Origin of the sequence: Streptomyces sp. NPDC091280 (assembly GCF_044768565.1) — a bacterium.
Lineage (GTDB): Bacteria > Actinomycetota > Actinomycetes > Streptomycetales > Streptomycetaceae > Streptomyces.
The window spans coordinates 395,968-408,307 of sequence record NZ_JBIVUZ010000008.1; the positions used below are offsets into that span (position 1 = coordinate 395,968).

Annotated in this window: 11 protein-coding genes; 9 read left to right on the forward strand and 2 right to left on the reverse strand. The window is 71.1% G+C overall.

All coding sequences use genetic code 11. The annotated features are described in order from the left end of the window. Positions 1-9: 9 nt before the first annotated feature. From ACIQPR_RS25525 to ACIQPR_RS25560, 8 genes are all read left to right on the forward strand, one after another. Positions 10-1,104 carry a GSCFA domain-containing protein gene (locus tag ACIQPR_RS25525; RefSeq protein ID WP_403652317.1) on the forward strand — a complete coding sequence of 365 codons (1,095 nt, stop codon included), beginning with the start codon at positions 10-12 and terminating at the stop codon, positions 1,102-1,104. Next, entirely contained in the window at positions 1,049-1,744 is a 696-nt protein-coding gene (locus ACIQPR_RS25530) for a hypothetical protein (protein WP_403652320.1), read from the forward strand. Before ACIQPR_RS25525 ends, ACIQPR_RS25530 begins: the two co-directional genes overlap by 56 nt. 63 nt (positions 1,745-1,807) lie before the next feature. Then, positions 1,808-2,686 (forward strand): TauD/TfdA dioxygenase family protein, encoded by an 879-nt coding sequence (locus tag ACIQPR_RS25535; RefSeq protein WP_403652322.1) that lies wholly within the window; start codon positions 1,808-1,810, stop codon positions 2,684-2,686. A 3-nt stretch (positions 2,687-2,689) separates the two neighbouring features. After that, entirely contained in the window at positions 2,690-3,388 is a 699-nt protein-coding gene (locus tag ACIQPR_RS25540; protein WP_403652325.1) for a hypothetical protein, read from the forward strand. A 79-nt stretch (positions 3,389-3,467) separates the two neighbouring features. Continuing rightward, positions 3,468-4,340 carry an LLM class flavin-dependent oxidoreductase gene (locus ACIQPR_RS25545; RefSeq protein ID WP_403652694.1) on the forward strand — a complete coding sequence of 291 codons (873 nt, stop codon included), beginning with the start codon at positions 3,468-3,470 and terminating at the stop codon, positions 4,338-4,340. A gap of 191 nt (positions 4,341-4,531) precedes the next feature. Then, positions 4,532-5,098: a hypothetical protein gene (locus tag ACIQPR_RS25550; RefSeq protein WP_403652328.1), complete on the forward strand. Its 567-nt coding sequence runs from the start codon at positions 4,532-4,534 to the stop codon at positions 5,096-5,098. 91 nt (positions 5,099-5,189) lie between these two features. Further along, positions 5,190-5,495, forward strand: coding sequence for a hypothetical protein (locus ACIQPR_RS25555; RefSeq protein ID WP_403652331.1), 306 nt, complete (start codon positions 5,190-5,192; stop codon positions 5,493-5,495). Between the two features lie 126 nt (positions 5,496-5,621). Beyond that, the gene (locus ACIQPR_RS25560) at positions 5,622-6,395 is read left to right on the forward strand and encodes a maleylpyruvate isomerase family mycothiol-dependent enzyme (protein WP_403652334.1); all 774 of its coding nucleotides are present in this window, start codon (positions 5,622-5,624) and stop codon (positions 6,393-6,395) included. 17 nt (positions 6,396-6,412) lie between these two features. Here the strand turns inward: ACIQPR_RS25560 and dacB are convergent, their stop codons facing one another. Further along, a complete protein-coding gene (dacB, locus tag ACIQPR_RS25565) occupies positions 6,413-7,732 on the reverse strand; it encodes a D-alanyl-D-alanine carboxypeptidase/D-alanyl-D-alanine-endopeptidase (protein ID WP_403652337.1) in 1,320 nt (439 codons plus the stop codon). A 138-nt stretch (positions 7,733-7,870) separates the two neighbouring features. After that, positions 7,871-10,828 carry a SpoIIE family protein phosphatase gene (locus ACIQPR_RS25570; protein WP_403652340.1) on the reverse strand — a complete coding sequence of 986 codons (2,958 nt, stop codon included), beginning with the start codon at positions 10,826-10,828 and terminating at the stop codon, positions 7,871-7,873. Positions 10,829-11,161: 333 nt separating this feature from the next. Between ACIQPR_RS25570 and rutA the strand changes: the two genes are divergently transcribed. Then, entirely contained in the window at positions 11,162-12,235 is a 1,074-nt protein-coding gene (gene rutA, locus ACIQPR_RS25575; RefSeq protein WP_403652343.1) for a pyrimidine utilization protein A, read from the forward strand. Positions 12,236-12,340: the final 105 nt, after the last annotated feature.

Consider the following 12,340-nt stretch of genomic DNA (forward strand, 5'->3'; position numbering starts at 1 on the left):
GAGGCCACCGTGCACCACCCCTACACCCGGCTGCCCGAACGGTCCTTCTGGCGCACGGCGGTCGCCGAACCCGACGCGCTCGACATCACCGATCTGTGGACGCCGAAGTTCGCCATCGGCCAGGACGATCCCGTCGTCACCGCCGGGTCCTGCTTCGCCGCCCACATCGGACGGGCCCTCCTGGAGGAGGGCATGCACTGGTACGACGCCGAACTGCCACCACCGGGCCTCACCCGCGCCGAGCGGTCGGCACGCGGCTACCGCCGTTTCTCCTTCCGGACCGGCAACATCTACACCGCCGCCGCCCTGCGCCAGTGGATCGCCTGGGCGCTCGAAGAGGAGAAACCGCCCGAGGAGGTCTGGGCGGAGGACGGCGCCTTCCACGACCCGTACCGGCCGAGCGTCGAACCGGACGGCTTCGCCTCGCCCGACGAACTGGCGCGCTCCCGCGACACCACCCTCGCCGCCGTCCGCACCGCCCTCACCAAGGCCGACGTCCTCGTCTTCACCCTCGGACTCACCGAGGCCTGGCACGACAGCCGCACCGGCACCGTGCTGCCGATGTGTCCCGGCACCGTACGCGGCGTCTTCGACCCCGCCCGGCACGTCCTGCGCAACCACACGGTGGCCCAGGTCCACGACGATCTGACGTCCCTGCTCGCCCTGGCCCGTACCGTCAACTCCCGCCTGCGCATGGTCCTCACGGTCTCCCCGGTGCCGCTGACGGCCACCGCGACCGGCCGCCACGCCCTCGTCGCCACCACCCACTCGAAGTCCGTGCTGCGCGCGGCGGCCGGTCAACTCGCCGACGAGAGCGCCGACATCGACTACTTCCCGTCGTACGAGATCGTCACCGGCCACCCCTACCGCGCGGCCTTCTACGAGCCCAACCTCCGCACGGTGAGCCCCGAGGGAGTGGCTTTCGTGATGCGGCACTTCTTCGAGGCCGTCCAGGGCTGGCCCTCCACGCCCGCCACCCCCACGGCCATCACCCCCACTCCTTCCACCACCCCCACCACTGCCGTCGACGGCGGAGAGGACGACCGGTGTGACGACGCGGTGCTCGACTACTACAACCCCCGCCCGCTTCCTTCTGCTGGGTGACTCGCACGCCGCGTGTGTCGGTCGCGCCGCCCAGGCGGCCGAACTGCCCTTCTCTGGCGGCCCGATCGGCTCGGGGCGCGACTTCCTGGGCCCCTTCTTCGACACGGACGGCGACGACGTCACCTTCCGGCAGACCGAGGCGCAACGGCTGTACCGCGAGTTCCTCGACACCCTCGACGCGACCGGGCTCGCCGGGCTGCGGATACCGCTGGTGTCCGCCCTCGGCCTGAGCGTCCACACCGTGGCCACCCGGCAGAACTGGGACCTCTACCGCGACCGCCACGGCACCGTCCCGGCCGACTTCCTGCGCAGCGGCCTCTTCGCCGACCTGGTCCGCGCGACCGTCCGGGGCGCACTCTCCTTCTACGACCACGCCATCGGCCTGGGAGTGCGCGTGCTGGCGCTCCTGCCGCCCCAGCGCGTCCCCGGCATGTCCGACCCGGACGTCTTCTTCGCCGCGCAGCGGATCGTCGTGGACGAACTCACCTCAAGGGGCGTCGAGTTGGTCGATCTGCGGACCCGCGTCACCGACCGGACCGGCCTACAGCGCCCCGCCTTCTGTCAGCCGGACGACACGATCCACGGCAACCTCGCCTTCGGCCGGCTCGTCCTGTCCGAACTTCTCGACCGGGGCCTGTGAGCCGCCACCCGCCCCATAGGAACTGCTCAACCGCCCGCACCGCCGACACCAAGGAGGTCCCCCATGGAGGACTACGCGCTCAAGGCCGTCGAACGGCTCACCACCCGCCCCGCCGAGCCCTACGACACCCTGTCCGTCGATCCGATCACCCCACTGCTCGGCGCGGAGGTCAACGGCCTCGACCTGTCACGGGAGTTGACACCCCAGCAGGAGAAGGAGCTCAAGCACGCGTTCCACACCCACCATGTCCTGGTCTTCCGCGAACAGGACATCACCCCCGAGGAACACAAGCGGTTCGCGGGCGTCTTCGGCGAACTGCACCCCGTGGCCCTCGCCCCCGAGGGATCCGACCCGTACATCCTGGACATCAAGGCGACCAAGGAGTCCCGGGCCGTGGCGGGCAACGGCTGGCACGCGGACGGCACCGCCGACCCCGAACCCTCCCTCGGTTCCCTGCTCCACATCACCACCATCCCCGAGGGCGGCAGCGGCGGGGACACCGTCTTCGCCAACATGCACCTCGCCTACGAACTGCTCTCACCGGCGATGCGCGGCTTCCTGGACGACCTCACCGCGCTCCACGACGGAGCCCTGCCCTGGACCGCCGCGGGACAGACCCCGCCGCCCGAGTACGACGTGCCGCGCACCGAACAGCCGGTCGTCGTCCGGCACCCGGAGACCGGCCGCAAGCTGCTGTTCGTCAATGCCCCGTACACCTCCCACATCACCCAGCTGTCCCGCGCCGAGAGCGACGCCCTGCTGGGCCTGCTGTACGCGCACATAGCCAACACCCCGCTGCTGCACTGCCGGGTCCGCTGGCAGGAGCGCACCCTCGTCCTCTGGGACAACCGCAGCGTCCAGCACCACGCCGTCTGGGACTACTTCCCGCACACCCGGGAGGGCCGTCGCGTCGCGGTCAACGGCACTTCCCTGCGGGGCTGAGCCGTGCCCACCACCGGCAGCCCGCCCACCGGGGGCCCGGCCTGGCTGCGGCAGATCGCCGTAGGCCTGCACGAGCGGTTGCCGACCGACGTCCGGGACGGCTGGGCGGCCCGGCTGCACGGCCTGCTCGATGAACTGCCGGACCAGGGAGGCCTGTACGTCGTCCACGTCTGGCAGGCCGGGACGGTCCTGCCGCTGCTCGCGGCGGCGGCGCACGACGTGGACGAGACGGTGTTCGAGGCGGTGGCGGAACTGCACCGTGCGGCGGCGCACGGCGTGACGGCGGACCAGGAGACCTGGAGATCGGCCCTCACCCCGCTGCTCCTGCACCTCTACGACGCGGCCTACGACCGGACCGGCGCGTATGCCGAGGCCCACACGGGTGCCCGGGACTACGCGCTGGCGAACGGCTTCTCCGCGACCGAGGCCGACACGTACGGGCACGAGTACGCCCGGCTCAGCAGCGACGCGAACGCGCGGTCCTGCGCCGAGGCCCACGCGCGGGCGCTCGCTCCCGCACTGGCACGGGCGTACGCGACCGACGGGTGCGAGGCGTACGACGACACGTTCCCCGCCGCCCAGCTCCGGGCCGTCGTACGGGCCACGGCGCGACAGCGGGGCGACTCGGGCCCCGCCATCCGCCTGGTCGAGGGGCTCGTATCGGCTCTGGAATCACGGCAGTTGGGTGACCGGTGCCGGTGATCGGCTCCGGATGGGAAACTCGGGGGACGTCACCGACAGCGCCGACGGGAAGAGGCCTCACCTCATGACACAGCAGCTCATGACCCAGCTTCGGATCGGTGTGATGTACGACCGTGACTGGGCTCCGGAGGAGTTGCCCGGGTTCGCGCGCGAGGTCGAGGCCCTGGGCGTGGACGATCTCTGGGTGGTCGAGGATCTGGGGTGGAACGGCGGTGTGTCCGCCGCCTCCATCGCGCTGGGAGCGACACGGGGACTGCGCGTGGGCATCGGGATCATGCCCGCTCCGTTGCGGAGTCCCGCGCTGCTGGCGATGGAGGTCGCGACCGTGGCGCGGGTGTTCCCCGGCCGGCTCGTCGCCGGGATCGGGCACGGAGTGGCCGAGTGGATGGCCGACGTCGACGCGGTCGCGCGGTCACCGCTCGCGCTGCTGGAGGAGACGATCCGCTCCGTGCGCGCCCTGCTCCGTGGCGAGCGGGTCGACGTGGAGGGGCGTGAAGTGCGGTTGTCCGGCGTCCAGTTGGTGCACCCGCCGAGCGAGCCGCCGCCGGTGGTCGCGGGCGTGGTGCGGCCCCGGTCGCTGGAACTGTCCGGGCGGGTCGCGGACGGCACGGTGATCGCCGAGGGCCACGGGCCGGCCGATCTGCGTGGCGCTCGGGCCTCCGTCGAGAAGGGCGGTGCCGGCGCGGACCACACCATGACGGTGTTCGCCTTCTGCTGTGTGGGGGACAGCGCCGACCAGGTGGAGCGGGAACTGCGGCCTCACGTCGAGGGGCACGGCGACTGGCTCGGCCGGCCGGTGGAGCAGGTGTACACCGTCTCCGGCACGGCGGAGCAGGCCGCCGAGCGCGTTCGCGAGCTGGAAGCGGCCGGGGCGGACACCGTCGTCCTGCGCATGGTCGGGACCGAGCCGGTGCAACGCCTGGGGGACCTGCTGAAAGCTCTCGGCCGCTGACTCCGGTGGGGGTGCGGCGAGACCGCGCCTCCGTCGCCGACCATCCCCGACAGCACATACGACGACCGGAAGCGACAGCTTTCGACGAGCGTCGAATTCGTTGAGACGGTCATGCCTCCTCACCAAGGATGTCCGGGACAGCGGGTGCTGTTCCCGCTGCGGGACACCATGGGGGTAGCTGTCTTATGGGCATGCGGAACGGGGCGGGACGTGGTCTGTTCACCGTCCTCGCGATAGGACTTCTCCTGCTCGCGTCGGCGACCGGAGTGGCCGTCGGCGCGAACGGGACCGCCCGTGCGGATTTCTCCGCGCAGGCGAGGGAACTGGGGCTGACCACCTCACAGGCCCGGGAACTCCAGGCGCGCGCGGACACCTATGTCGCCACGACGGGCGGCACTCAGGTGTCCGTGAACAAGATCCTGCTCGGTGACCGGGGCGAGATCGAACTGGCCCTGCCGGGTGGGAAGACGGGCCCCAGTGCGAACGCGGCGAGGAAACCGCTGGTCGAACTCTGCCCGGGCTACACCATGTGCGCATGGAAGAACACCTGGTACACGGGCGACAAGATCAGCATGTGGGCCTGCTACAACTACCGCATTCCGTGGCTCGAAAACGGCTCCTGGATCAATAACCAGTCCAAGGGCACCGTCGCGAATTTCCTGGACGACTACGGAGTTTCGAAGTGGCACGACGCGGGTGCCTTCTCACAGGACCCGGACGCTCCCTGGTACTGGGTCCACTGGATAAAGAACTGCTGACAGGTCGCGGTCCCGACTTCCGTCTCCCGTCTCCCGTTTCCTGTCTCCCGTCTCCTGTCGGACATCCCTTCTCGTGAAAGGCAGATCCATCATGAAGACTCGGGCACGCATCGCGGCAACCCTGTGCGCCGTCGCCTCCGTGGCCGCGATCGGGTTGGCGACCCCGGCCGCCGCCCAGTCGGACCAGGCCAACGCCTCGTGCACGACCTCGCGCACCTCTGACGGCAAGTACGTCGGGGTCAGCTGTAGCACCGGCCGCTACTACGTCGTCGGCACGGCGTGCAAGGAGAGCGGCTGTACGACGATCGGCGGCAACATCGTCAACGCGCCCGCCACCTCATGGGCCTACGCGGGCAGCGGTTACTTCGCCGGTGACATCAGTGCCGTCTTCGTCTGAGTGACCACCGTGTCCGAGCCGCCACCCTGCTCGGCTCGCGGGATCGGCGCCCCTCTTCCTTGAAGGGGGGCGCCTTTCGGGCTGCTTCTCTGGACACGGGGGCCGGGTCCGTACACGATCCCGTCCATGACAGTCGAGGACGCCATCACCGCCACCGCCGACCGGATCGCCGCGCTGCTCCCGGCGGGGACGGACCCGGGTACACCGCTGCCGGGCGCCGAGTGGACCGTGGGCGAGGCGGCGGCGCACCTCGCGCTGGCGGGGAAGCTGATGGGGGACATCGGGGCGGGGAAGGTGCGGCCCTACGGCGACGGGACGCCCGGCGGGCTCGCGGTGGCCAACAGGGCGTCCCTGGCCGCCTTCCCGGAGCGGGACCCGGTGGTCCTCGGCGCGGTGATCGCGGACCAGGCGCGTGCCTTCGTCACGGCCGCAGCCGGACGCTCCCCGCAGGAGCCGGTGCTGACACCGATGGGACCGATGGATCTGGCCACCCTGGCCTCGTACCTGCTCACGCATCTGCTCGGGCACGGCTACGACATCGCGGTCGCGCTGGGCCGCCCGCACATGGTGAGCCGGGACGTCGCGCTGCTCACGCTGCCCTTCATACGGCTCGCCATGCCGCGCGTGGTGAGCGCGGGCGCGGCCGGCCATCACGCGTGCTACGTGATACGGACCGGCCGCGAGCGCTTCGCCGTCACCTTCGACGACGGTGTCCCCACGGTCGGCGACGAGCCGCCCCGGCGGCCCGACTGCACGATCGCCATCGACCCCGTCGCGTTCGTGCTGCTGGCCCTCGGCCGCTGGAGCGCTCCCGCCACCATGGCCCGCGCCAAGGTGATCGTCTGGGGTCGCAGGCCGTGGCTCGGGCCGCGCTTCCCCGGGCTGTTCACGGCGCCGTAGCCGAGGGTCGAACTGCCTTACGCCCAGCAGCCGTTGACGGTGGCGGCGAGGCCGTCGAGGGCGTCCTTGATGGCGGCCGGGTCGGCGGTGGAGTTGTTCTCGATGAAGGAGAAGATCTTCCATTCGCCGTCCGCGGCCTTCGTCAGCCCGCTCAGTGCGATGGCCCCGGTGAGCGTGCCCGTCTTGGCCATCACCTTGCCGACCGCGCACTGCGAGTCGGCGGTGTCGAACCGGCCCCACTCGGGGCCCAGCGTCGACCCGGCCTCGCCCGCGACGGGCAGCCCGTCCACGATGTACTTGAGCGTCGCGGCATTGGTGGGGTTGTCGGCCAGGTCGAGGATGTCGGCGATGGTCTGTGCCGGGATGCGGTTGGCGCGGGACAGTCCGCTGCCGTCATGGATCTCGAAGTCGGCCAGCGAGATGCCGTACTGGGTGAGGACCTGGCGGACGACCGCCGTGCCGTCCTCGAAGGTGGCCGGGCGGTCGGAGGCGAGCGCGGTCATCCGGAGCAGGGTCTCGGCGATATCGTTGTCACTCACCTTGAGCATGTGCTCCACGATCGCGGACAGGGCCGCGGACCGGTGCTCCGCCACCGGGACGGCCCCGCTGCCCGCGAGGCCGTGCGTGACCGTGCCGGTGACGGTGACGCCCTGCTTGGCGAGGAGCCGCGCGAAGGTCTGCCCGGCGTCCAGGGACGTGTCCGTGACATGGTGGCCGTCGACGACCAACGCCCGTACGGGAGCGATGGAGTCGGGGTAGTAGCCGTCGTTCCAGCCGACCGCGAGCGAAGGTTCGGGGAAGAGGCTGTCGTCGACCTGGACCTTCACCGAGGTCAGGCCCGCGTTCTTCAGGCCCGCGACGACGGTCGTGACCATCGCGTCGAGGTCGGCGGAGGTCAGGGTGCGGTCCCCGCCGCCGACCAGGGTGAGGGTGCCGGCTTCGTAGACGACCTTCGTGGTGAAGCGGTGGTCGGGGCCGAGGACCGTGAGCGCGGCGGTCGAGGTGGCGAGCTTGGTGTTGGACGCCGGCATCAGCGCGGTGGTCGCGTCATGGCCCCACACGACGTTGTTCGACCCGGCGTCGATGACCACGCCGCTGAGCGTGCTGCCCAGCCGGATGTCCTGGACGCGGGTGTCGAGGTTGTCCGCGATCTGCTGCTCGGCGGGGTCCAGGGTGGCGGCGGTCTGTCCGGCGGCGAACGCGGACGTGCCGAACAGGATCGTTCCGGCGACCGGGGCGGTCACCGCGATGACGGCGGCCCGGCGGAGCATCGGACCGGCCGTTCCGCTCTTGCGGTGGCGTCTGCTCGCCTCGTCGGTGGCAGGGGAGTTGGGCATGGCGGCCTCGGTGGGGGAGTGCGGGTGGGGAGCTGCGGAAGATCCGGGGATCTTGCAGGGGAAAATAACAGCTCCAACTCGCCTTACCCATGAGTACGTTGTGAGCGCGGGGAGCCTGGCCGGATTACGACGGTGGCGTCAGTCCTCGTCCCCGAAGGGCAGCGAGTCGAGGTCCCCGGTGAAGTCCTCCACGCTCGGGAACATCAACTCCAAGGCGTCGGACGGCAGTTCCTGCCGGGTGCCCGAGGTGGTCAGCGCCTGCTCCGTCCAGATGCACTTGCCCGTCGACGTGTACCGCGTGCCCCAGCGCTGGGTGAGCGCGGTGATCAACTGGAGTCCGCGCCCGCCCTCGTCCGTGTCCGTGGCGCGCCGGATGCGCGGCATCGTCAGACTGCCGTCGAAGACCTCGCAGATCAGCTCGGCGCCGTGCAGCAGACGCAGACTGACCGGGCCCTTGGCGTGCCGCACCACATTGCCCACCAGCTCGCTGGCCAGGAGTTCCGTGGTCGGGGTCAGCTCTTCCAGACCCCAGGTGCTCAGCTGCTCCCGCACATGGCGCCGGGCCTGGCCGGCCGCTCGCGGGTCCTCGGGCAGCTGCCAGGAGGCGATCCGGTCGGGGGTCAGCGCGTGCAGCCGGGCCACCAGGAGAGCGGCGTCGTCGGCCGTCGGCTGCTCCTCGGGGAGCAGTCCGGCCGTGAGGGTGTCGCACAGCCGCTCCAGCCCCGCCCGCCCGAGGTCGGCCTCCCCGCCGGACCGGTGCGCCGCGCTCAGCAGCCGCGCCAGATCCGCCATGCCCTCGTCCATCTCACGCTTCGACGACTCCACCAGACCGTCGGTGTAGAGGACCAGCAGACTGCCCTCCGGCACCTTCAACTCGACCGTCTCGAACGGCGGTTCCGCCGCACCGAGCGGCGGGTCGGCCGACAGTCGAGGGAAGTGCACCGTGCCGTCCGGGTGGACGACGGCCGGTGGCGGATGACCTGCCCCGGCGATGGAACAGATCTGGGTCGTCGAGTCGTAGAGCGCGTACAGACAGGTCACGTACGACTCCTCGCCCATCCCGGCCACGAGGTCGTTCAAGTGGCTCATGATCTCGTCGGGCGGCAGCTCCAGGTCGGCGAGGGTGTGCAGCGCGGTGCGCAGCCGGCCCATCGTCGCCGCCTCCGGCAGACCGTGGCCCATCACATCGCCGACCACCAGGGCCACCTGGCCGCCCGAGAGCGGGATGATGTCGTACCAGTCGCCGCCCACGTCCATGCCCTGCCCCGCCGGGAGGTAGCGGGCGGCGGCGGTGCAGGCCGGCAGATCGGGCAGCGCCCGGGGGAGCAGACTGCGCTGGAGCTCGCGGGAACGGTCGTGCTCGGCGTCGTAGAGCCGGGCCCGTTCCAGTGCCTGGGCGACGAGGGCGCTGATGGTGGCGAGGAGGGTGCGTTCCTCGTCGGTGAGGCGGCGCGGGCTGTCGAAGGCGACGACGCAGACGCCGAAGGTGTGGCCGGACGCGGTGAGCGGCAGGAACGCCCACGCCTCCTTCCGGGCCCTGGCCGGCCGGGCGGCCAGATCGGGGTAGTGGGCCGCGTACTCGCCGACCGAGGAGAGGAACATGGGCAGACCGGACGCGATCACGTCCCACGACGGCTCGCCGCCGGTCCTGGTATGGCCGTCGACGACACCGAGGAAGTCCTCCGGATAGCCGTCCGCTCCCACGATGTGCAGCCGGTCGCCCTCGATGGCCTGCACCAGGAGTCCGGTGGCGGCGAACGGCGGCAGCACCCGGCGGGCCACCGCGGCCACCACGTCCTGGGAGGTCGTCGCCTTGGCGAGGGCGGCCGTCAGTTCCCCGATCCGGGCCGCGCGCCGGGTCGCCGCCAGCTCGGACGCCCTGCGCTCCTCCTCGTGCTGCCGCTTCTCGGTGACGTCGGTGAGATAGAGCGTGACCCCGTCCGGCCCCGGGACCAGCCGCAGGTGGTGGCGACGGCCGGTGCCCTCCAGCTGGGCGTCGAAGCCGACCGGCGTCTCCTCGGCCGCGGCCTTGCGGCAGCGGTCCTCCAGACCGGGCACGTTCCGTACGGTCGGCAGCTCCCACAGCAGGCGCCCGAACAGCTCCTCCTCGGACAGGCCCAGCGTGCGTTCCGCCTCCAGGTTCGCGAAGGTGATCCGCCAGTCGTCGTCCACGGCGAGGAACCCGTCGCTCATATGGCGCAGGGCCCGGCTGAGGGAGTCCCGGGCGGACCGGGACTCGTCGCTCTCCCAGCCCACGCCGATCATCCGCAGGGGCTCGCCGTGCTCGTCGTAGGTCGCCCGCGCGCGGGCCTGGGTCCAGCCGTAGGTGCCGTCCAGGCGCCGCACCCGGTACTCGGCCTCGAACACGCCGTGCTCGCGGATCGCCCGGTCCACCGCGTCCAGCGTCGGCGCGAGGTCGTCGGGATGGACGCACACCATCCAGTTCTCGACCCTCGCGGTGTACTCCTCGGGACGGGTGCCGTAGAGCTCCAGGGCCGCCTCGTCCCAGATCAGCTCGCCGCTGCGGATGTCCCAGTCCCACGAGCCGACACTGACCTCCTTCAGCGCCTGCCGCAGCCGGTCGCGGTGCCCGGCCGACTCCGCCCTGGAGGGGCCGGAGGGCGGCGGTGCCTGGCTCATGCGCTCCGCGGTCCAGGTGGCCAGGTCCCGGAGGAAGGCCCACTGCGCGGGTGTGGGCTCGCCCCGCTCGCCGGTCAGGACGGTGAGCGCGCCGATGCTGCGGTCCCCGCCGGACACCGGTACGGCGGCCAGGCCGGTGCCGGGCCAGGAGAGCCGCTGTCCCCCGGACCGGCTCATCGGCGCCGACCCCACCGGTACCCACACACCGCTGCCCTGGCGTACCGCTTGGGCCGGGGCGGTCGGGCCCTCCTGGTCGATGATCTCCCACGGGCGGGTGAGGGCGGGAGGCAGACCGGTCGACGACACCAGCCGCAGCGCGGACATCGGGCCACGCAGATGAATCGCTCCGCCGAGCGCGCCCAGCTCGCCCACCGCGTGTTGCAGTGCCAGCCGGAAGACCTCGCTCTCGGTGACGCCGGGGTCCACAGTGCCGAGCAGAGCCAGACGTGCGTTCATACCGTAAATTTTACCGTTCCCGCCTCACATGACACTGGCTCCGCAGGACTCCCACCCTTGGGCGCAAGCTGCCGCGCACGGCTCTCAACAGCCACCATTCCAGGCCGAGTTGCATCGAAGTTCCGCCGATGTTCCCTCGGGTGACAATACTCGGCATCCGGGACGGCCGCGCCCTGTGGGACAGGGGTGACGGCCGGGCGCGCGCCGTTCACGGAGGAGGTGGGAGGGGGTAACGGCCGACGGCTACCTTCGTGGTCGTGGCGGAAACCCTTGATCATGCCCGCGCGTTGTCACCCCGTCAGGCTCACCGCCCACCCGCCAACGAGGAGCGGCATGGACATCGGCATATTCATCCCCATCGGGAACAACGGCTGGCTCATATCGAAGAGTTCGCCCCAGTACCGGCCGAGCTTCGAGCTGAACAAGGCCATCGTGCGCAAGGCCGAGGAGCACGGGCTCGACTTCGCGCTGTCGATGATCAAGCTCAAGGGATTCGGCGGCGAGACGGAGTTCTGGGACCACAACCTGGAGTCGTTCACCCTGATGGCGGGCCTGGCCGCCGCCACGGAGCGGATCAAGCTGTACGCCTCCACCCCCATCCTGGTGCTGCCCCCGGCGATCGTCGCCCGCATGGCCACCACGATCGACTCGATCGCCCCGGGCCGCTTCGGCATCAACATCGTCACCGGCTGGGCCCCCGGCGAGTACTCCCAGATGGGCCTGTGGCCCGGCGACGCCCACTTCGGCAACCGCTACGCCCGCGCCGCCGAGTACGTCACCGTGATGAAGGAGCTGTGGAGCGAGGGCGTCAGCAACTTCAAGGGCGAGTTCTACGAGATGGACGACTGCGTACTGTCCCCGCGCCCGGCGGACGGCCACATCGACATCGTCGCCGCCGGACAGAGCGACACCGGGATCCGCTTCGCCGCCGAGCACGCCGAGTACAACTTCATCCTGGGCAGCGGTGTGAACACCCCGCTGGCCCTGTCGGGCACCACCGCCACACTCGTGGCCGCGGCCCAGGAGACCGGCCGTGACGTCGGCGCGCTCTCCCTCTTCATGGTCATCGCCGACGAGACCGACGAGGCCGCCCGCGCCAAGTGGCAGGACTACCACGACAACGCCGACCACGCGGCGCTGGCGTACATGGCGGGGGAGACGGCCACCGACACGACCTCCGACGGCACCTCGACCGCCCGGACCATCGCGCTGCCCGAGGGTGCGGTGAACCTGAACATGGGCACACTGGTCGGGTCGTACGAGACCGTCGCGAAACTGCTCGACGAGGTCGCCGAGGTCGAGGGAACCAAGGGCATCATGCTCGTCTTCGACGACTTCCTCGAAGGCCTGGAGAACTTCGGTACCCGTATCCAGCCCCTGATGAAGTCCCGCGCACAGTCCGGCTGATCCCTCTCCGGGCGGAGGCGACCCCCGGAGCCGGACACCCGCCGTCCGCCCCCTCCGGGCGTCGCTCCCCGTCCGCCGGGAGCCCGTCCGGACAGGAAGGACGCG

Coding starts and splice junctions, on each gene's coding strand:
- dacB (WP_403652337.1), bottom strand. CDS start 7,732: ATGCCCAACTCCCCTGCCACCGACGAGGCGAGCAGACGCCACCGCAAG.
- ACIQPR_RS25570 (WP_403652340.1), bottom strand. CDS start 10,828: ATGAACGCACGTCTGGCTCTGCTCGGCACTGTGGACCCCGGCGTCACC.
- ACIQPR_RS25535 (WP_403652322.1), top strand. CDS start 1,808: ATGGAGGACTACGCGCTCAAGGCCGTCGAACGGCTCACCACCCGCCCC.
- ACIQPR_RS25550 (WP_403652328.1), top strand. CDS start 4,532: ATGCGGAACGGGGCGGGACGTGGTCTGTTCACCGTCCTCGCGATAGGA.
- rutA (WP_403652343.1), top strand. CDS start 11,162: ATGGACATCGGCATATTCATCCCCATCGGGAACAACGGCTGGCTCATA.
- ACIQPR_RS25545 (WP_403652694.1), top strand. CDS start 3,468: ATGACCCAGCTTCGGATCGGTGTGATGTACGACCGTGACTGGGCTCCG.
- ACIQPR_RS25560 (WP_403652334.1), top strand. CDS start 5,622: ATGACAGTCGAGGACGCCATCACCGCCACCGCCGACCGGATCGCCGCG.
- ACIQPR_RS25555 (WP_403652331.1), top strand. CDS start 5,190: ATGAAGACTCGGGCACGCATCGCGGCAACCCTGTGCGCCGTCGCCTCC.